The organism is Streptomyces sp. NPDC001980, assembly GCF_040296885.1.
GTDB lineage: Bacteria > Actinomycetota > Actinomycetes > Streptomycetales > Streptomycetaceae > Streptomyces.
In genome coordinates, this window is sequence record NZ_JBEOYD010000016.1 from 210,576 (window position 1) to 231,011 (window position 20,436).

Here is a 20,436-nt window from a genome sequence, read left to right on the forward strand (position 1 = left end):
ATGCCCACCAACAGCGCCCCTCTCGGCACGCCCACCAAGGTCACCCAGGGCTCCCAGACCAGGGGCGGCATCGGCGAGTCCACGCTCCGCCCGGACGGCACCCTCAAGGTCACCGGCGAGTTCGCGTACTCGTCCGACATGTGGCACGAGGACATGCTCTGGGGCCAGATCCTCCGCTCGACGGTCGCGCACGCCGAGATCGTGTCGATCGACACCAGCGAGGCCCTCGCCCAGCCCGGCGTCTACGCCGTCATGACGTACGACGACCTGCCCACCGAGGTGAAGAACTACGGCCTGGAGATCCAGGACACCCCGGTCCTCGCGCACGGCAAGGTACGCCACCACGGCGAACCGGTCGCGATCGTCGCCGCCGACCACCCGGAGACCGCCCGCCGCGCGGCCGCGAAGATCAAGGTCGAGTACCGCGAGCTGCCCGTCATCACCGACGAGGCCTCCGCCACCGCCCCGGACGCCATCCACGTCCACGAGAACCGCGACGATCACCACATCGGCCACGTCCCGCACCCCAACATCGTGCACCGCCAGCCGATCATCCGCGGCGACGCCGACGAGGCCGCGAAGAAGGCCGACGTCATCGTCAAGGGCGAGTACTACTTCGGCATGCAGGACCAGGCCTTCCTCGGCCCCGAGTCCGGCCTCGCGGTGCCGGAGGAGGACGGCGGCGTCCACCTCTACATCGCCACCCAGTGGCTCCACTCCGACCTGCGCCAGATCGCCCCGGTGCTCGGCCTGCCCGAGGACAAGGTGCGGATGACGCTGTCCGGCGTCGGCGGCGCGTTCGGCGGCCGCGAGGACCTGTCGATGCAGATCCACGCCTGCCTGCTGGCCCTGCGCACCGGCAAGCCGGTGAAGATCGTCTACAACCGCTTCGAGTCCTTCTTCGGCCACGTCCACCGCCACCCCGCGCGGCTCTACTACGAGCACGGCGCGACGCGCGAGGGCAAGCTGACGCACGTCAAGTGCCGGATCGTCCTCGACGGCGGCGCGTACGCCTCCGCCTCCCCGGCGGTCGTCGGCAACGCCTCCTCGCTCGGCATCGGCCCGTACGTCGTCGACGACGTCGAGATCGAGGCCATCGCCCTCTACACCAACAACCCGCCCTGCGGCGCGATGCGCGGCTTCGGCGCGGTCCAGGCGTGCTTCGCCTACGAGGCGCAGATGGACAAGGTGGCGAAGCAACTCGGCATGGACCCGGTGGAGTTCAGGAAGCTGAACGCCATGGAGCAGGGCACCATCATGCCGACCGGCCAGCCGGTGGACTCGCCGGCCCCGGTCGCCGAACTCCTGCGCCGGGTCAAGGCGATGCCGCTGCCGCCCGAGCGCCAGTGGGAGAGCAGCGAGGGCGCCGACGTACGGCAGCTGCCCGGCGGCCTGTCCAACACGACGCACGGCGAAGGCGTCGTACGCGGTATCGGCTACGCGGTCGGCATCAAGAACGTCGGCTTCTCCGAGGGGTTCGACGACTACTCGACCGCGCGCGTGCGGATGGAGGTCGTCGGCGGCGAGCCGGTCGCCGTCGTGCACACCGCGATGGCGGAGGTCGGACAGGGCGGCGTGACCGTCCACGCGCAGATCGCGCGCACCGAGCTCGGCGTGGCGCAGGTGACCATCCACCCGGCCAACACCCAGGTGGGCTCGGCCGGTTCGACCTCGGCCTCCCGGCAGACGTACGTCACCGGGGGAGCCGTGAAGAACTCCTGCGAGCTGGTCCGCGAGCAGGTCCTGGAGCTGGGCCGCCGCAAGTTCGGCACGTATCACCCGGCTTGGGCCACCGCCGAGCTGCTCCTGGAGGGCGGCAAGGTCGTCACCGACGGCGGCGAGGTGCTCGCCGACCTGGTGGACGTCCTCGGCGACGAGGCGGTGGAGATCGAGGCGGAGTGGCGGCACCGGCCGACCGTGCCCTTCGACCTGCACACCGGGCAGGGCCACGGCCACGTCCAGTACAGCTTCGCCGCGCACCGCGCGGTCGTCGAGGTGGACACCGAACTGGGCCTGGTCAAGGTGATCGAGCTGGCCTGCGCCCAGGACGTCGGCAAGGCGCTCAACCCGCTCTCGGTCGTCGGCCAGATCCAGGGCGGTACGACCCAGGGCCTGGGCATCGCGGTGATGGAGGAGATCATCGTCGACCCGAAGACCGCGAAGGTCAGGAACCCGTCCTTCACGGACTACCTGATCCCGACCATCCTCGACACGCCGACCATCCCGGTCGACGTCCTCGAACTCGCCGACGACCACGCCCCGTACGGGCTCCGCGGCATCGGCGAGGCCCCGACCCTGTCCTCGACCCCGGCGGTCCTCGCGGCGATCCGCAACGCGACCGGCCTGGAGCTCAACAGGACACCGGTCCGCCCGGAACACCTGACGGGCAACGCGTAACACCGCCCAACGGCACCCCGGCGCCGGGCAACCGCTCAACTCCCGGCGCCGTACCCACAAGCGTGCACCTCCGGGCCGTCCCCCGGGTCATGCACTTCCCAAATCCCGTGCCGCCGCAGGCGTTTGCGCACCGGCGGTCACGGGGGCCCCTGTGAACCTTGGGAGACGGCACCATGACCCAGCAGTCACTCGAACCCAGGGCGACGGCCGAAGACGCGGGCGAAGGCACCCGCGTCCCGGCCGGACGGTCCTGGCTCGACCGGTACTTTCACATATCCCGGCGGGGATCGAGCGTCGCGCGTGAAGTGCGCGGCGGCGTCACCACCTTCATGGCGATGGCGTACATCCTCCTCCTCAACCCCCTGATCCTGTCCGGCAAGGACGCGGCCGGGGACACCCTCGGCCAGAAGGCGCTGATCACCGCGACGGCGTTCGCGGCGGCCTTCACCACGCTGCTGATGGGCTTCGTCGGCAAGGTGCCCCTCGCGCTCGCCGCCGGCCTCTCCGTCTCCGGCGTGCTCTCCTCGCAGGTCGCCCCGCAGATGACCTGGCCGCAGGCGATGGGCATGTGCGTGATGTACGGCGTCGTCATCATGCTCCTGGTCGTCACCGGCCTGCGCGAGATGATCATGAACGCGATCCCGCTCGCGCTCAAGCACGGCATCACCATGGGCATCGGCCTGTTCATCGCCCTCATCGGCTTCTACAAGTCCGGCTTCGTGCACCAGGGCAAGGCCACCCCGGTCACCCTCGGTCCCGCCGGCGAACTGACCGGCTGGCCGGTGCTGCTCTTCGCCGGCACCCTGCTGCTGATCTTCATGCTGCAGGCCCGGAACGTCCCCGGCGCGATCCTGATCGGCATCGTCAGCGGCACCGTCGTGGCGGCCGCACTGAACGGCCTCGGGGTCGTCGAACCCAAGCAGTGGGCCAATGGCGCACCCGAACTGCACGGCTCCGCCGTCTCCATGCCGGACTTCTCGCTCTTCGGCCACGTCGAGTTCGGCGGCTGGGGCAAGGTCGGCGCGATGACGGTGGCGATGATCGTCTTCACCCTGGTGCTCGCCGGGTTCTTCGACGCGATGGCCACCATCATCGGCGTCGGCACCGAGGCGAAGCTGGCCGACGACAAGGGCCGGATGCCGGGCCTGTCCAAGGCGCTGTTCATCGACGGCGCGGGCGGCGCGATCGGCGGGGTCGCGGGCGGCTCCGGGCAGACCGTGTTCATCGAGTCGGCGACCGGCGTCGGCGAGGGCGCCCGTACCGGTCTGGCCTCCGTCGTCACCGGCCTGTTCTTCGCCGCCTGCCTGTTCTTCACCCCGCTCACCGCGATCGTCCCCCAGGAGGTCGCCTCGGCCGCCCTGGTGGTCATCGGCGCGATGATGCTGATGAACGCCCGGCACGTGGACTGGGCCGACCGGGGCACCGCCATTCCGGTGTTCCTGACGGTCGTCCTGATGCCGTTCACCTACACCATCACCACCGGTGTGGCCGCGGGCGTGATCTCGTACACCGCCATCAAGGCAGCTCAGGGCAGGGCACGGGAGATCGGGGCATTCATGTGGGGCCTGACAGGGATCTTCCTGGTCTATTTCGCCCTCAATCCCATTGAGAGCTGGCTGGGCGTCCACTAGGCCGCTCCGCTGGGAGAGCCGTGAACGGGCCGGTGGTCGTCCGCGGGTCCGTTTGTGGCTGGCCGCGCAGTTCCCCGCGCCCCTTACGGGGCGCTTGCCCTCAACCTCGTTAAGGAGATCCGGAAATGCTCGACATCGCCGAGGAGCTGAACCGGTGGGTCGCCGACGGGCGGGACTTCGCCGTGGCCACGGTGGTGGCGGTCGGGGGGAGCGCGCCGCGGCAGCCCGGTGCCGCCCTCGCGGTGGACGCCGGGGGCACCGCCGTCGGCTCGGTGTCCGGCGGGTGTGTGGAGGGTGCCGTGTACGAGCTGTGCCGGCAGGCGCTGGAGGACGGGGAGACCGTCCTGGAGCGCTTCGGGTACAGCGACGAGGACGCTTTCGCCGTCGGCCTGACCTGTGGCGGCGTCATCGACATCCTCGTCACCCCGGTCCGGGCGGACGACCCCGCCCGGCCGGTGGTCGCGGCCGCGCTGGCCGCATCCGCGCGCGGGGCGGCGGCGGCCCTCGCGCGGATCGTCACCGGGCCGGCGGAGCTGCTGGGCCGCGCCCTCCTGGTGGACGCCGACGGTTCCCACGAGGGCGGCTTCGGCGCCCACCCCGAACTGGACCGCACGGTCGCCGCCGAGGCCGCCGCCTTCCTGGACGCGGGCCGCACCGGCACCCTGGAGATCGGAGAGCAGGGCTCACGCTGCGGAGCACCGCTCACGGTGCTGGTCGAGTCGTCCGTCCCGCCGCCCCGGATGATCGTCTTCGGCGCCATCGACTTCGCGTCCGCGCTGGTCCGGGTCGGCAAGTTCCTCGGCTACCACGTGACGGTGTGCGACGCGCGGCCCGTCTTCGCGACGAGGAACCGCTTCCCGGAGGCCGACGAGATCGTCGTCGAGTGGCCGCACCGGTACCTGGAGCGCACACAGGTCGACGGCCGTACCGTCCTGTGCGTCCTCACCCACGACGCCAAGTTCGACGTCCCGCTGCTCCGGCTCGCCCTCCGCCTCCCGGTGGCCTACGTCGGCGCGATGGGCTCCCGCCGCACCCACCTGGACCGCAACGAGCGCCTGCGCGAGGTCGGCGTCACGGAACTGGAGCTGGCCCGCCTCCGCTCGCCCATCGGCCTGGACCTCGGTGCCCGTACGCCCGAGGAGACCGCGCTGTCGATCGCGGCCGAGATCGTCGCGAACCGCCGGGGCGGCAGCGGGGTCTCCCTGACCGGCGCGCACACCCCGATCCACCACGACGCGACGCCTTCACCGCTCCCGGCACGGCGGATCGGGTCGGTGGCCTAGCTCCCCCTGCCGGGGCCCACCCCTGTCAGGGCCGCCGGAGGAGTGAGTTGACCGCCCGCCCGAACACCGCGCGGGACGTCCGGCGCACCAGCGGGTCGAGGAACGACGGCAGCCCCCGGATCCGCAGTTCCTCGTGCCAGACCACCCGGGTACGGCCGCCGGGCCCGGGGTGCACCTCCAGTTCGGCCCAGCCGAGCACCACCCGGCCGTGCTTGACCAGGCGGCACCGGCCGGAGCCGCCGTCCTGCGGGGGCTCCCAGACGGTCACCTCCATGGGATCGTCGAACGACAGCGGCCCGAACCCGGAACGGGCCACGAAGACCGTGCCCTCGTGGGTCGGGGGATCGGTGAGCACGGTGACCCGGGTCAGCGGAACCACGTCGGCGTGCCGGGACCACTCCGTGAGCCGGCGCCACGCCTCGTCGATCGGCAGCGGAGCCGTCCGCTGGAGGAGGAAGTTGACCACGGCACGATCGTAGAGAACCGGCCACCGTGCGCGGGTCGCACACCGAGTGTTCACAGGACCGACAGAATCGTCCAACCCCGGCCGGAGTCGGCCCCGGCCCCGTACGATTCCCGCCATGGCGGGCAAACCGCCTGCCTTCACGGGGAGTTGGTCATCATGCCGTTGAAGACCTATGGCGTCCTGATCGCCCGGGCGGTCGACACCCGGCGCGAGGGCGCCGCCGACAGCCCGCACTACCAGATCCACCTCACCGACGAGTCCGGCACTCACTACCGGGCCGCGGTCAACGTCCTCTCGCAGGAGAAGCCCGCCGAACTGCTCTACCTCGTCGACGACGACTTCGAGCACCCCCTCACCGCCCGCGTGGCAGGCCTGACCAGCGGCTGGAACACGCTGCCGTCCGGGCCCGGCGGCCCCAACCTCGACTTCGTCCGCGGCAACCTCTTCGACCCGGCGAAGATGCGGGTCCTCCCGGCGGACCGCTCCGGGCCCGACAACGACCTGGCCGACCTGCTCGACCACTACGTCCGGCGGGCCGTCGACGACCCCGGCGCCCGGCTGTACCTCTTCGGCGAGCGCTGGGGGCCCGAGACCGGCGTCAAGGACAAGGTGTTCGGCTTCCTGCCCGGCAACGGCGTCCACGACATCCACATGAACCAGGGCAACAGCGGCCGCTTCAGCGGCGACGACGGGGTCTGGCAGGACGGCGGGCTGCTCATCCGTTTCCCGGCCGACGGGCAGGCCGCGGAGCGCTGGGTCGGGATCTTCCTCGCCTTCCAGAGCCAGGCCTGGCACACCGACGACGTCACCGGCCACACCCTCCCCGACGTCGACACCTCCCGCCCCGCCCCCGGCGACCAGCCGGTCCGGATCGTCGCCGCGCTGGTCAACCCGGCCGGCCCGGCCCCCGAGGCGGAGACCGTCACCCTCCTCAACGCCTCGCCCGCCCCGGTCGACCTCACCGGCTGGCGCCTCCTGGACCGCGTCGGCCAGGCCTCGCCGGTACCGGCCGGTCCCCTCGCCGCCGGCGCCGCCCTCGCCGTGCCGCTCTCCGGCGGCGCCCAACTCGGCAACCACGGCGGCGAGGTCACCCTCCTCGACGTCGCCGGCCTCAAGGCACACGGCGTGTCGTACACGGCCGAGCAGGCGGCCCGCGAAGGGTGGTGGGTCGTCTTCTGACCCGACTCTGTCGGGAACGCACGGCGGTACGGCACCATGAGCGCGGTCCGTACCGCCGCCGTACCGCCGTCGTTGTCGTCCCGGGGGGCGTCTCGTGGAACACGAACTGCACGACAGGCACGACGCACATGACAGGCACGACGCACACGACAGGCACGACGCACACGACAGACTCGACGACCTGATGCGCGAGCCCTACCCCCTCTACGCGCGGGCGCGGGCGGCGGAGGGGCTGGTGCGGGTGCCCGAGCTGGACGCCTGGCTGGTGGCCCGGGACGCCGACGTCCGCGAAGTGCTGCGCCGCACGGAGGAGTTCTCGTCGGCGAACGCGTTACGGCCGGACGTCATGCCCGCGCCCGCCGCGCTCGCCGTGCTCGGCGGCGGCTTCGGCGGCCGGCCGGTCGTGGTCACCTCGGACGGCGAACGGCACCAGCAACTGCGCGCGCCGCTGCTGCGCGCACTCTCACCCACCCGGATCGCGGCGGCCGTGCCGTACGCCCGTGAGCGGGCCGCCGCCCTCGTCGACGGGTTCGTGACGGACGGCGGGGTGGAACTGATGTCGGCCTACGCCATGCGGCTGCCCGGCGAGGTCATCGGCAAGGTCGTCGGACTCGACCCCGCGGATGTGCCCCTGGTCGTGCACGGCGGGCGCCGCGCCGAGGAACTGCTGTTCCGGCCGCTGCCGGAGGCCGGGCAGATCGCCGCCGCCGAGGACGTCGTCGCCATGCAGCGCGTCCTCGACCGCTGCGCCCGCGACCGCTACGCCCACCCCCGTGAGGACCTGGCCACGGAGATCGTCGCCTCCGTGACCGAACCCGGCCACGCCGAACTCCCCCTGGAACAGCGCCACGAGGCCGTCGCACACCTCCAGAACCTGCTGATCGCCGGGCACCTGACCACCACCGCCCTGATCGGCACCACCGTCCTGCACCTGCTGAGCCACCGGGACCAGTGGGAACTGCTGGGCCGGCAACCGGAGCTGATCCCGGCGGCCGTGGAGGAGGCGGCCCGCTACGACGGCGCGCTTCAGGGCTTCCGCCGGGTCACCACCCGCCCGGTCACCCTCGCCGGCACCGAACTCCCGGCCGGGGCCGAGCTGTTCGTCGCCTTCGGCGCGGCCAACCGGGATGCCTCGCGTCACCCCAGCCCCGACACGTTCGACATCACCCGGGCCGCCCCCGCCCGCCACCTCGCCTTCGGCTTCGGCGCCCACGCCTGCGTCGGCGCCCAATTGGCCCGCGAGCAACTCCGCATCACGGTGGAGGAGTTGACGCGCCGACTCCCGGACCTGCGGCTCGCAAAGGGCCGTCCGGTCACCATGCGGCCGACGATGATCCACCGCTCACCGGAGGAGCTGCACCTCTCCTGGACCGTGTCCTAGGCGCTGTTCGGGAGCCGGGCGCCCGACCGGAGTTCGGCGATCGGGCGCCCGGGCCGGTGGTCACTTCTTGGTGACGGACTCCACCCAGCTGATGAAGTTCGTCGTCGAGTCGCCGGTGCGCTCGGCCTGGGTGTGTCCCTGGGCCCACACGGTGGCGAAGTCGACGTCGCGGATGCCGTAGTTCTGCAGGGCCAGCGCGATGTTGATCTCGGTCGTGTTGGCCGTGTCGCCCTGCATGATGCCGGTGCGGATGCGCCAGTGGCGCGCCGGCTGCGACCGGCGGTAGCCGCCGAAGGCGGGCGAGAGGAAGTACAGCGGGTTGTAGGCGTCGGCCCGCCAGGCCATGTCCTTGCCGACGCTGTCCTTCTTGGCGAAGTCGCTGTCGTACGCCGAGGAGCCGTAGTCGGAGTTCCAGTCGGAGTACGTGGCGTACGTCGTCTCGTTCGCCTTGACGACGTCACGGGTGAGCGGCGCGAAGTGTGCCGGGGCGCCGAGTCCCATCGCGAAGACGCCGTTCTCGGTCTGCCCGCGGGAGTACCCGTCGAACGCGCCGACCGGCTTGCTCGCGGTCTTCTGGCTTTTGACGAAGCCTTCGAGGCCGGAGACCGTGACGGTGTTGGTCGTGGCGTCGTAAGTGACCCACGTACTGGCGGTGTTGAGGTAGGCGATGTAGTCCTCGACCGTCTCGTACGTGGTCGAGGACCCCGTCTGGCCCGATCCGGGCGGGCCGCCCATCGTGGTGATGGTGTACGGGAAGGTGTTGTCGGACAGGAAGTTGTTCAGCGAGGTGGTGATCACCTCGATCAGGTGGTCGTAGTAGCTGCCGGCCAGGTAGGTGCCGCTGCCGGACTCGGCCAGCTTCAGGCGCCTGCCCTGTTCGTCACGCAGTCCCAGCCGGTTGACGTACGTGGGCCAGGCCTTCGCGAGGTCCGCCGAGTAGGCGCTGGTCCAGGTGCCCGACGCGCGCGTGCCGGTCGAGGCGAACTGGCCCATGTTCCACTCGTAGGACAGGTTGGCCTCGTGCAGGCTGGTGATCGGGCACCAGGCCATGACCCCGGCGACCGCGTCGCTGAGGGGCTTGCCCTGGGCGTCCGCCATCGCCGCGCCGATCGTGCGCAGGTACGGGTGGTACAGCGGGCTGTCACCGGACGCGCCCGCCACGGTGTCCTGGGCGCCGCCGCCGCTCATGCCGAACAGGACGATGTCGTCCGTGCTGCCGGGCAGGACGCTCCGGTTGTACCGCAGGAAGCGGACCGCGGCCTTGAGGTCGGTCACGCCCCAGGGGGCCGCGTCGGAGCGGGTGCTGGTCGAGCCGTCCCGGCCGCGCAGGCCCGGCCACACGTAGATGTGCCCGGCCGCGAGGTACTGCGAGACGCTGCTGTAGCTGTAGGACGTGGCCGGCTTCTGCGCGGCGTAGCCGGGGGTGTTGACCGGGATCACGATCGGCGCCGTGCGTCCCGAGTACGCGCCGACGGTGCCCTTCGGGTCGACCGTCGCGGTGTACGTGGTCCCGTCGCTGTTCACGGTGGCCGTCAGATAGGCCCCCGGCACGTAGATCGACAGGTTCTCGTAGTCCGTCGTGGCCGGGTTGGTGACGTACACCTTCCCGAGTTGGTAGTACACGTCGTTGGCCGAGTCGTACGACCAGGCGGTGGAATCGAACTCCAGCGAGTACGCCGAGTTCGCCGCGGACGTGCTCGACGAACTGCTCGTCGAACTGCTCGGCGAACTGTTCGACGACGAGGTGCCTGCGAAAGCCCTGCCTGCCGCGCCCTCGGCGATTCCGAACGCGGCCATGGCTGCGGCGCCCCGGACAACGGTTCTGCGGTTGATCTCCACCCGTGGACCTCCTTGTGCAGCGGGTTGCTGTGCGGCTCTTCCGAGTCCCCGACTGTAGGCAAGGAGGGGCAAGATTGTTGACAATTTTGATGATTATTTTGTTAGAAGGTTGCCGGGGCCGGTGCGCCTTCCCCGGTACGGCTCGGCCTTCGGCACCTCCGGGTGTGAGCATGGAGGAAGGAGACCCCGACCTCGTCCGGAGAGGACGAACCGTGCGCTACCGGGACCGTGCTCACGCGGGCCGCGAACTCGCCGCCGTGCTGGTCGAGTTGCGGGACAAGGGCGCCCTGCCCGACCCGATCGTGCTGGCGCTGCCCCGGGGCGGTGCGGCCGTCGCCGCGGAGGTGGCGCGCGAGCTGTCGGCCCCGCTCGACGTGCTCGTCGTACGCAAGATCGGAGCCCCGTACCACGAGGAGTTCGGCGTCGGCGCGATCGCCGGGGAGGACCCGCCGCTCCTCGACCGGGCGACCCTGGCCCATCTGGACCTGAGCGAGGACTCCCTCGCCCCCGTCGTCGAGCGGGAGCGGCAGGAACTGCGCCGCCGCGAGCGCCGCTACCGGGAGGGCCGCCCGCCGCCCCGACTGCGCGGCCGCACCGTGCTCGTCGTCGACGACGGCCTCGCCACCGGCTCCACCGCCCGCGCCGCGCTGCGCCACGTACGCGGCCGGGGCCCCGCCCGGACCGTGCTGGCGGTCCCGGTCGGCGCACCCGACTCCCTGGACGCGCTCGCCGCCGAGGCCGACCTCATCGTCTGCCCGTACCGCCCGGCCATCTTCAGCGCGGTCGGGCAGTGGTACGACGACTTCGGGCAACTGACGGACGACGACGTGCTCGACGCGCTGCGCCGGGCCTGACGGGGACGGGGCGCGCGATGCCGGAGCTGGCCGAGAGCGAGGCACGGCGCCGGTTCGCCGCGGCCCGGGTGGCACGGCTCGCGACCGTGGACGGGAGGGGCCGTCCCCATCTGGTGCCGGTCGTCTTCGCCCGGCACGGCGCCGACGGGATCGTCACCGCCGTGGACCACAAACCCAAGACCACGACCGACCTCAGGCGACTGCGCAACATCGCCGCACAGCCGTCCGTGTGCCTGCTCGCGGACGCGTACGACGACGACTGGGACCGCCTGTGGTGGGTCCGGGCGGACGGCGAGGCGAAGGTGATTCCCGCCGACGCGGCGCTCGTCGGGCCGCTGAGCGCGAAATACCCGCAGTACCGAGAGCACCCTCCGGCCGACGCGGTCATTCTCGTGACCGTGACGCGCTGGACCGGCTGGCAGGCGGCGCCCCTTTGAGCCGCCGGTGCGATCCGCCGGAACGTGACCTTCTCGCGGGCGGGCCGCGGGCCCCCTGGATACGATGTGGGTGATGGCGACGCGCATCGCGGGCTACGAGGTACAGGGCGAGATCGGGCGCGGCGGCATGGCCGTCGTCTACCGCGCCACGGACCTGCGTCTGGACCGGACCGTCGCCCTGAAACTGCTGGCCCCCGAGATGGCCCGCAACGACACCTTCCGCCGCCGCTTCACCCACGAGTCACGGGTCGCCGCCGCCATCGACCACCCCCACATCGTGCCGATCTTCGAGGCCGGCGAGACGGACGGCGTGCTCTACATCGCGATGCGGTACGTGTCGGGGCCCGATCTGCGCGCGCTGCTGGACAAGGAGGGCGTGCTGCCGGTGGACGCGGTGCTGCGGATCGCCGCCCAGGTCGCCTCCGCGCTCGACGCGGCCCACGAGCACGATCTGGTGCACCGGGACGTGAAGCCCGGCAACGTGCTGGTGGCGCAGGGCACGGACAGCGACCACCCCGAGCACGTCTATCTCACGGACTTCGGGCTCACCAAGAAGTCGCTGTCGCTGACGGGGTTCACGACGGTGGGCGAATTCGTCGGCACCCTGGACTACGTGGCGCCGGAGCAGATCTCGGGGCGTCCGGTGGACGGCCGCTGCGATCTCTACAGTCTCGCCTGCGTGGTCTTCGAGATGCTCGCCGGCGGTCCGCCGTTCGTCCGGGACGAGGACATCGCGCTGCTGTGGGCGCACCAGTACGACGCCCCGCCCGCGCTGAGCGAGGTGCGGGCCGGGCTGCCGCCGGCGTTCGACGACGTGTTCGCCAGGGCGCTGGCCAAGGTCCCCGAGGACCGGTACGGCTCCTGCCTGGAGTTCGTGGCAGCGCTGCGGTGCGCCGCGTACGGCCCCGGTCCGGCCGGGGAGCCTGCCGTGCACCGGGACGCCGGCGGCGCCCCGACGGTCGGCCGCGACACCGTCCGCACCCCGACCGCCGGCCACGGCACCCTCCGCACCCCGACCGTCGGCCGGGAAACCGCGGACACCCCGCACCCGCCCGCCTGGGCCCGCCCGGTGTTCCGCCGGTAGCCGCTAGCCGGTAGCCGCAGTCGGTGGCCGCCCGTGGCCGTCTCAGTCGTCGGTGAGGTACTGCTCGGCCCAGACGGTCTTGCCGGTGCCGCCGTGCCGGGTGCCCCAGCGCTGGGTCAGCTGGCCGACCAGGAGGAGTCCGCGTCCCCCCTCGTCGTAGGTGTGGGCCCGCCGCATGTGCGGGGCGGTGCTGCTGGAGTCGAAGACCTCGAAGGTGAGGGTGTGGTCGTCGTGGATCAGGCGGAGCCGGACGGGCGGGCGGCCGTACCGGAAGGCGTTGGTGACCATTTCGCTGACGACGAGCTCGGTGACGAACGCGGCCTTCTCCAGCTGCCACTCGGCCAGCTGCTCGGTGGCCAGCTTGCGGGCCTCGGCGACCGCGGCGAGGTCGAAGGGCAGCTCCCAGGTGGCGACCCGGTCGGCGTGCAGGGCCCGGGTGCGGGCGACGAGCAGGGCGATGTCGTCGTCGGGGCGGTGGGTGAGCATGGACGTCAGGACCCGGTCGCAGACGGTGTCCAGGGTCTCGGCGGGGCGGGCGAGCGCGGCGAACATCGTGTCGAGGGCGTCGTCGATGTCGTGCTCACGGGGTTCGAGCAGGCCGTCGGTGTAGAGGGCGATCAGGCTGCCCTCGGGGAGTTCCGTCTCGTACGACTCGAAGGGCAGGCCGCCGAGGCCGAGCGGGGGACCGGCCGGGACGTCGAGGAAGTGGACGCTGCCCGCGGTGACCACGGCGGGCGGCGGGTGGCCGGCCCGGGCGACGCAGAGCCGCCGGGTGACGGGGTCGTACACGCTGTACAGGCACGTCGTGCCGACTCCGCCGGCGGCATCGGCGGGGCTGTCGGCACCGGCCTCCTCGGCGGAGAGGTGGACGACCAGGTCGTCGAGGTGGCTGAGGAGTTCGTCGGGTGGCAGGTCGACGTCGGCCAGGGTGCGGACGGCGGTGCGGACCCGGCCCATGGTGGCGGCGGCCCGCATGCCGTGGCCGACGACATCGCCCACGACGAGCGCGACCCGGGTCCCGGAGAGCGGGATGACGTCGAACCAGTCGCCGCCCACCCCGGCCTGGCTGACCGAGGGCAGATAGCGGGTGGCGATGTCCAGGGCCGCCTGCTCCGGCAGGGTCTGCGGGAGCAGGCTGCGCTGCAGCGTCATGGTGGTGGTGTGCTGCCGCTGGGCGCGTGCGGCGCTCTGGATGCCGGTGGCCGTGCGCGCCGCGAGCTGTTCGGCCAGCCACAGGTCGTCCGCGTCGAACGGCTCGGTCCGCCGGTTCCGTCCGAACAGGGCCACGCCGAAGGTGCTGTCGCCCGCCCTGATCGGCACCGCCATGAGCGAGTGCGCCGCGCTCTCCCGGATCCACCCGGCGGCCTGCGGATCCTCCCGCGCCCAGCGGCTCACGACCTCGTCGCCGCCCGGATACACCGTGCCCCGCCCCTCGGCCAGGCACCGGCCCGCCGGCGACCACGGCGGGCAGCGCAGCACGGCGCCGGAGGGCTGCGGGAGCGGCGGCCCGTCGGGCAGCGACCGCACGGCGGCCCGGCGCAGGGCGACGCCGTCGGTCGGCGGTGCGCCGGGCCGCTGGGGGTGTTCCCGGGAGGCCTCGGCCGCGCGTGGGGGAGTGTCCAGCAGGTCCACGGCGCACACGTCGGCGAAGTCGGGGACGGCGACCTCGGTCAGCTCCCGGGCGGTGCGCTGCACGTCGGAGCTGGTGCCGATGTGCACCCCGGCGTCGCCCAGCAGCAGCATCCGGCGCCGCGCCAGCTGCTGGGACACGTCGGCGTGGGCCGTCAGGGCCACCGCCCGCACCCGGCCGCCCGAGTCCGCCAGCGGTGTGAGCCGGGCGTGCCAGGTGCGCTCCGGGTCGGCCGGATCCAGATGGAGCCGGATCTCCTGCGGTCCGGCGCCGTCCAGGACCCGCCGCATGCTCGCCTCGGCCTCGGCGCTGCCCTTGTACGGCACGACGTCCGTCAGCCGCAGCCCCCGGATCATCCCCTCCGCCAGTGACAGCGTGCGCTGCGTCGCGACGCTCGCCCGGGCCAGCCGCAGCTCCTCGTCGAAGACGGCGGAGACACAGGGCGACTGCTGGAAGGCCCATTCGCCGAGCGCCTGTCCCGCGGTGGCCGCCGCCGGGCCGGTCACCGCCGACACCACCAGCCACTCCGTGCCGCCCGGCGGTACGCCGGAGGGCCTGCGGTGGACCAGGACGTCCCGGTCCAGCCGGTGCCCGTCGCGGTGGCGCAGCGCCGCGGTCCCGCTCCAGCGCGGTCCGACCGCCGCCTCCCGCCAGGCGTCCCGGTCCGGTTCGGCGAGCAGCCGGGCGGCCCGCTGCCCCAGGATCTCGGCGGGCGGGTAGCCCAGCAGCAGCCGGGCCCCGTCGCTCCAGCCGGTCACGAGACCCTGCTCGTCGACCGTGACCGACGCGGTGCGGGCCGCCTGGGGCACGGCGTGCGTCTGCGCCGGGTGGCTGGGAGGGGTGGGGGGTCGTTCCATCGCCGCTCATCCTTCGCGGAACCTGCACGGCCGGCTCTCTCCCCAGGATGATCCCGGCCGCCACGGAGCACCAATCCGCCGCCGCTGCCACTCCGGGCGGTCGGCGCCACACCCGCCGGAGGTTCCTGTGACGCGTCTGTGACAGTCGGGGGACAGCGTGATGACGTCGCCTTGTGAGGGTTTTATAAACGGACAAATCGCCCCTATCGCCCCCATCGTCTCTATCGGATCGATCGGTCAAGGAACCCCTCATGAGCTTCACCGCAGTCACCCAGCACACCGAGACCGCCGCCGTCGCGCTGGCCCCGCGTGAGCGCGAGACGCTGAAGCACATCGCCGCGGGCTGCACCTACCTCCAGGCGGCCCGGCAGATGGGGCTCTCCAAGCACACGGTCGATGCCTACCTCCGCCGTATCCGCGCCAAGCTCGACATCAACACCACCGCCGAGCTCACCCGGCTGGCCATCTCCCTGGGGCTGTGATCCCGGCTCTGCCCGACAGATCCGCCCGGGGCGTGACAGCGTGGGAGCAGCGGCCGGCAACGGTGTCCTGGAGGCGGAGATGACGGTGAACGGGCTAGGACTGGTGGTGCACGGCGGGCGCCCGGAGGCGGTGGACGCGGCCCGTGACGTACGGGCGTGGGCCGCGGAGCACGACGTGCGGTGCACGGACATCGACGTGTGGCACGACGGCGGACGGCACCACTCCGGCGAGGAGGTCGCGGCCGCCGGCGATCCCGACCTGATCGTCACCCTGGGCGGGGACGGCACCTTCCTGCGCGGCGCCCGGCTCGCCGCCCGCAACGACGCGCTGGTCCTCGGCGTCGACCTGGGCCGGGTCGGCTTCCTGACCGAGGTGCCGGCCTGCTCGGTGCGGGAGGCGCTGGACGCGATCCGCGAGGACCGCTACACCGTCGACAGCCGCCTGCTCCTCACCATGCGCGCCTCCCGGCGCCTGGAGGTGCCGGCCGACATGGAGCGGCTGATGCAGTACGGCCGCGGGCCGCTGCTGCCGCCGCCCCAGGTCCGCACGGACTGCGAGCAGGACACCGACTGGGGCGTGCCGCTGCACGTCGCCGCGGTCAACGACATCGTCCTGGAGAAGCTGTCCCGGGACCGCCAGGTCTCCGTCGGCGTCTACGTCTCCGGCCGGCTGCTCGCCTCCTACTCCGCCGACGCGCTGCTGGTGGCGACGCCGACCGGCTCGACCGCCTACAGCTTCGCCGCCGGCGGCCCCGTCGTCTCGCCGTGCGCCGAGGCCCTCGTCTTCACCCCGGTCGCCCCGCACATGACGTTCAACCGCTCGGTCGTCACCGCCCCGAACGAAGCGGTCGGCCTGCGCGTCCTGGAACGCTCGGGACAGGCCGCGGTCAGCGTCGACGGCCAGATGCGGGGCGTCCTGGAGCCGGGGGACTGGATCGGCGTGTACGCCGCCCCGACCCGGCTGCGGGTGGTCCGGCTCGCGACGATGGACTTCTACGGCCGCCTGCGCGAGCGCATGAACCTGACCGACGCCCCGGCCGCGGTCGCCGACGGCACCCCGGCGCCCCTGTGGTCGCTGCGGACACCTCCGCCCGGCGACCTGGCCCATCTCTCCCTGCCACTGATGGCGGCGGACTACGTCGAGGGGAAAGAACCGTGCGCCGACTGGAAAGACGGTGTCGCCCCCGCGCTGGAAAAGTCGGCCTTCCCACGTCATGCGCAGGAAGGCGACGACAACCCATGACCACCGACTCCCCGGTCCAGACGGTCCAGACCTCTCAGACAGTCCAGACCGCTCAGACGGTCCAGACCGTCCGCGGTCCGGTACCCGCCGACGAGCTCGGCACCGTGCTGATGCACGAGCACGTCTTCGTGCTCAGCGAGGAGTTCCGGCAGAGCCTCCCGGAGACCTGGGACGAGCAGGAGCGTGTCGACGACGCCGTGACCCGCCTCAAGGCGCTGGCCGCGACCGGCGTCACCACCATCGTCGACCCCACCTGCATCGGCCTCGGCCGCGACGTCGCACGCGTCGCCCGGGTCAACGAGCAGGTCGACCTCAACATCGTCGCGGCCACCGGCATCTACACCCTGGCCGACGTCCCCGACTACTTCCGCTACCACGGCCCGGGCACCCTGCTCGGCGGCGCCGAGGGCATGACCGACCTGTTCGTCCGCGAACTCACCGAGGGCATCGCCGGCACCGGGATCCGGGCCGCCTTCCTGAAGTGCGCGATCGAGGACCGGCTCACCCCGGGCGTGGAGCGGGTGCTGCGCGCGGTGGCCCAGGCCCATCTGCAGACCGGCGCCCCGATCACCGTGCACACCAACGCCGCCGCGCGCACCGGTCTCGTCGCCCAGGAGATCCTGCGCAGCGAGGGCGCGGACCTCGGGGCGGTGGTCGTCGGCCACAGCGGTGACACCGCCGACCTGGACTATCTGCACGCACTCGTCGACAACGGCTCGTACGTCGGCATGGACCGCTTCGGCCTCGACATCCTGCTCCCCGGCGACCAGCGGGTGGCGACCGTCGCGGCGCTCGCGGCCGAAGGACTCGCCGACCGGATGGTGCTGTCCCACGACGCGTCCTGCCACATCGACTGGTTCCCGCCCGGCGTGAAGGAGCAGATCGCGCCCGACTGGCACTACACCCACCTGCACGACCGGGTCCTGCCGGCCCTGCGTCAGGCAGGCGTCACCGAGGACCAGTTGACCACCATGCTGGTCGACAACCCGCGCCGCTACTTCAGCTAGCGCGCCGCCGCCGGGCCTCGGTCGGTGTCGTCCCGAACTCCGCCCGGAACGCGGTCGTGAAGGACGCGTGGCTGCCGAAGCCGCAGGAGTGCGCGATCTGCGCGATCGAGTACGACGCCCAGCCCGGCCCGGCGAGCCGTTCGCGGGCCGCGGTCAGCCGCTCGCGGCGGATCAGGTCGCGGGCCGTGGTGCCGGCCTCCTGGAGCACCTGCTGGACATAGCGCACGGACCAGCCGAGCGCCCGCGCGACGGCGACGACGTCCAGCTCCGGTTCGCAGGCGTGCTGCCGGACATAGCGGCGGATCGCCGCCTCGACCGTCGCCCGCTGCCCGGCGGGCGCCGTGTCGGTGCCGCCCTCCGCGGCCAGGCACACCAGGTCGAGGAGCCGGTCGCACGCGAGGTCGAAGGTGCTCTCCGTCAGTTCCTCGCGCTCCTCGTGGAGCGTGGTGGTCAACTGCCGGACGATCCGGCCCAGTCCGCGCTCGGCGCCGAGCAACCGCGGTTCGCCGGCCGCGATCCGGCTGCGTCCGGCGACGTCCGCGCCGGACATGATGAAGGCGATCGACAGGAAGTCCGCGTCGTGCGCGAACTTCATCGGACGGTCGATGTCGCACAGCACCATGCTGCCGGCCCGGATCTCCGTGGCCGACAGCCCCTGCTCCACCCAGGCGGAGCCGGCGAGCGGGACGAGGAGTTCGTAAGTCCCCCGGGGATCGGTCCGGATGTGCCGGGTCTCCCGCTGCACCACCTCCCGCCCGCCGGCGCACAGGGCGACGCCGTACGCCGTCGACCGCTGCCACTCCAGACGGGCGCTCCACGGCGCCTCACGGTCCGGCACGCTGATCCGGCTGGCGCCGTGCAGGCCGGTGAAGAGCTCGTCCCAGGCGCTCGCCGAGGTCAGGGTGAGGGCTTCACTCCAGGAGTACACGCGCCTCATGCTAAGCCGCCCGCGGGCGAGGGCGGCCCACGCTGTCACCGGCCGGCGAACTCGTGGGGGGCGGTCGGCGTCTTGGCCGTGCGACACCGTGCACCACCGCGCAGACATCGGGTACCACCGTGCACCATCACACGCGGTCGGGCGCCGCCATGTGCCCTCGCGCACGTTCAGGCACCACCATTACCACCGTGCGCGATCAGGAACCACCATTACCACCACGCACGTTCAGGCCTGAACGTGCGCCATCACGCACGTTCAGGTACCGCCGTGCACCACCGCGCGAGATCAAGCTGCACCACGCACCACCGAACGCCCGACGACGCATTGGACACCACCCCCACATGACCGTTTCGCGACGCTTCCTCGCCCCCGTCGTCCTCCCCGCCGACCCGTCCTGCACCGTGCTCCGGGACGCGGCGGTCGACGTCGGCCCCGACGGCCGTATCACCTACTGCGGTCCGGCCGCCGACGCACCCCCGGTCCCGGACGCCCACCCCCGCACGGCCCTGACCGGCATCCTCGCCCCGGGCCTCGTCAACGCCCACGCGCACTCCCCGATGACCCTGCTGCGGGGCCTCGGCGGCGACCTGCCGCTGCTGGCCTGGCTGCAGGACGCCGTCTGGCCCGCCGAGGCACGCATGACCTCACGGGACGCCCGCGCGGGCATGCTCCTCGGCTGTGTCGAGATGCTGCGCTACGGCGTGACCACCAGCGCCGAGATGTACGCGCACCCCGAGGCGGTGGCCGACGCGGCGCTGGAGGCCGGGAGCCGGATCTTGCTCGCGCCCGCCTACTTCGACCGGCCCGGCGACGGCTGGCGCAGTGCCGTCGACGGGATCGGCAAGTGGATCGACGCCGACGGACTGCGCTTCGGCGCCGGCGAACGCGTCGAACTCTGCTACGGCCCGCACTCCGCCTACACCCTGCCGCCCGAGGCCCTGCGGGCGACGGCCGAAGAGGCCGGCCGGCGCGGCGCGCTGGTGCACATCCACGTCGCGGAGACCCTCGCCGAGGACGCCGAGCAACGGGCACAGCACGGTTCCGTACCCCAACTCCTGCGCGACACCGGGCTGCTGGACGGCCGGCTGCTCGCGGCCCACGCCGTGCACCTCTCCGCCACCGACATCCGGCTGCTCGCGGAGTCGGGCGCCGGGGTCGCCCACTGCCCGGGCTCCAACGGCAAACTCGCCTCCGGAACGGCCCCCGTGCACGCCCTGCGCGCCGCGTCCGTCACCGTGGGCCTCGGCACCGACGGGCCCGCGAGCAACGACGACCTCGACCTGTGGGAGGAGGCCCGGCTCGCGATGATGTTCAGCCGCCTCGCCACCGGCGACCCCCTGGCACTCACCGCCGCCGACGCCTTCCTCATGGCGACCTCGGCGGGCGCCGCGGCCCTCGGCCGGACGGACATCGGAGCCCTGCGCCCGGGCAACTGGGCGGACCTGGTCCATGTCTCGGTCGACGGTCCGCAGTTCGCGACCGGTGTGGACGTGCCGGACGAGCGGCTGCTCGCCAACCTCGTGTGGGCGGCCGGCTCCCGCGCGGTCCGGGACGTCTGGGTCGCCGGGGAGCCGGTGGTGGCGGACGGGGAGACGGTTCGCGTCGACCGTCCCGCCGCGATGCGTGCCGCCGCCGAAGCGGCGGCACGCAACGTCAGATCGGAAGATCACACCTCTGTACACCAGTCACTTGTGAATGGATGGCGTATGGCGTGTTGTGGTTGTAAATT

The 20,436-nt window shown here is 72.4% G+C and carries 16 protein-coding genes; 12 read left to right on the top strand and 4 right to left on the bottom strand.

The annotated features are described in order from the left end of the window. From ABT137_RS25180 to ABT137_RS25190, 3 genes are all read left to right on the top strand, one after another. Positions 1 to 2,397, top strand: a complete 2,397-nt coding sequence (locus ABT137_RS25180) for a xanthine dehydrogenase family protein molybdopterin-binding subunit (RefSeq protein ID WP_351712555.1) — start codon at positions 1 to 3, stop codon at positions 2,395 to 2,397. Positions 2,398 to 2,570: 173 nt separating this feature from the next. After that, on the top strand, positions 2,571 to 4,028 hold the full coding sequence (locus ABT137_RS25185) for an NCS2 family permease (protein ID WP_351712557.1): 1,458 nt from the start codon (positions 2,571 to 2,573) through the stop codon (positions 4,026 to 4,028). A gap of 125 nt (positions 4,029 to 4,153) precedes the next feature. Beyond that, positions 4,154 to 5,311, top strand: a complete 1,158-nt coding sequence (locus ABT137_RS25190) for an XdhC family protein (RefSeq protein ID WP_351712559.1) — start codon at positions 4,154 to 4,156, stop codon at positions 5,309 to 5,311. 25 nt (positions 5,312 to 5,336) lie between these two features. On the opposite strand, the gene ABT137_RS25195 is transcribed toward ABT137_RS25190, so the two are convergent. Next, positions 5,337 to 5,777, bottom strand: a complete 441-nt coding sequence (locus ABT137_RS25195) for an SRPBCC family protein (RefSeq protein ID WP_351712562.1) — start codon at positions 5,775 to 5,777, stop codon at positions 5,337 to 5,339. A 156-nt stretch (positions 5,778 to 5,933) separates the two neighbouring features. Here ABT137_RS25195 and ABT137_RS25200 point away from each other — a divergent pair, with 156 nt between their 5' ends. Then, positions 5,934 to 6,956, top strand: a complete 1,023-nt coding sequence (locus tag ABT137_RS25200; protein ID WP_351712564.1) for a DUF2278 family protein — start codon at positions 5,934 to 5,936, stop codon at positions 6,954 to 6,956. A 184-nt stretch (positions 6,957 to 7,140) separates the two neighbouring features. Beyond that, entirely contained in the window at positions 7,141 to 8,337 is a 1,197-nt protein-coding gene (locus tag ABT137_RS25205; protein ID WP_351712566.1) for a cytochrome P450, read from the top strand. Between the two features lie 60 nt (positions 8,338 to 8,397). Here ABT137_RS25205 and ABT137_RS25210 read toward each other — a convergent pair whose 3' ends face one another. Further along, on the bottom strand, positions 8,398 to 10,176 hold the full coding sequence (locus ABT137_RS25210; protein ID WP_351712568.1) for an esterase: 1,779 nt from the start codon (positions 10,174 to 10,176) through the stop codon (positions 8,398 to 8,400). 212 nt (positions 10,177 to 10,388) lie between these two features. Between ABT137_RS25210 and ABT137_RS25215 the strand changes: the two genes are divergently transcribed. The 3 genes from ABT137_RS25215 (at position 10,389) to ABT137_RS25225 (ending at position 12,551) form a co-directional block, all read left to right on the top strand. Next, the gene (locus ABT137_RS25215; RefSeq protein WP_351712570.1) at positions 10,389 to 11,030 is read left to right on the top strand and encodes a phosphoribosyltransferase; all 642 of its coding nucleotides are present in this window, start codon (positions 10,389 to 10,391) and stop codon (positions 11,028 to 11,030) included. Between the two features lie 17 nt (positions 11,031 to 11,047). Next, entirely contained in the window at positions 11,048 to 11,467 is a 420-nt protein-coding gene (locus ABT137_RS25220) for a TIGR03668 family PPOX class F420-dependent oxidoreductase (protein ID WP_351712572.1), read from the top strand. A gap of 64 nt (positions 11,468 to 11,531) precedes the next feature. Beyond that, a complete protein-coding gene (locus ABT137_RS25225; RefSeq protein WP_502984572.1) occupies positions 11,532 to 12,551 on the top strand; it encodes a serine/threonine-protein kinase in 1,020 nt (339 codons plus the stop codon). Positions 12,552 to 12,593: 42 nt separating this feature from the next. On the opposite strand, the gene ABT137_RS25230 is transcribed toward ABT137_RS25225, so the two are convergent. After that, positions 12,594 to 15,038, bottom strand: coding sequence for an ATP-binding SpoIIE family protein phosphatase (locus ABT137_RS25230; RefSeq protein ID WP_351712576.1), 2,445 nt, complete (start codon positions 15,036 to 15,038; stop codon positions 12,594 to 12,596). Positions 15,039 to 15,289: 251 nt separating this feature from the next. On the opposite strand from ABT137_RS25230, the gene ABT137_RS25235 reads away from it, so the two are divergent. From ABT137_RS25235 to ABT137_RS25245, 3 genes are all read left to right on the top strand, one after another. Next, on the top strand, positions 15,290 to 15,520 hold the full coding sequence (locus ABT137_RS25235; protein WP_351712577.1) for a response regulator transcription factor: 231 nt from the start codon (positions 15,290 to 15,292) through the stop codon (positions 15,518 to 15,520). Between the two features lie 79 nt (positions 15,521 to 15,599). Beyond that, positions 15,600 to 16,763, top strand: a complete 1,164-nt coding sequence (locus ABT137_RS25240; protein ID WP_351712591.1) for an NAD(+)/NADH kinase — start codon at positions 15,600 to 15,602, stop codon at positions 16,761 to 16,763. Further along, complete coding sequence (locus tag ABT137_RS25245; RefSeq protein WP_351712579.1) at positions 16,760 to 17,770, top strand: phosphotriesterase family protein; 1,011 nt, start codon at positions 16,760 to 16,762, stop codon at positions 17,768 to 17,770. Before ABT137_RS25240 ends, ABT137_RS25245 begins: the two co-directional genes overlap by 4 nt. Here ABT137_RS25245 and ABT137_RS25250 read toward each other — a convergent pair. After that, on the bottom strand, positions 17,763 to 18,698 hold the full coding sequence (locus ABT137_RS25250) for an AraC family transcriptional regulator (RefSeq protein ID WP_351712581.1): 936 nt from the start codon (positions 18,696 to 18,698) through the stop codon (positions 17,763 to 17,765). The genes ABT137_RS25245 and ABT137_RS25250 overlap by 8 nt on opposite strands. Before the next feature lie 350 nt (positions 18,699 to 19,048). Here ABT137_RS25250 and ABT137_RS25255 point away from each other — a divergent pair. Beyond that, positions 19,049 to 20,436: amidohydrolase family protein (locus tag ABT137_RS25255; protein WP_351712583.1), on the top strand; the 1,388-nt coding region annotated here is incomplete at its 3' end.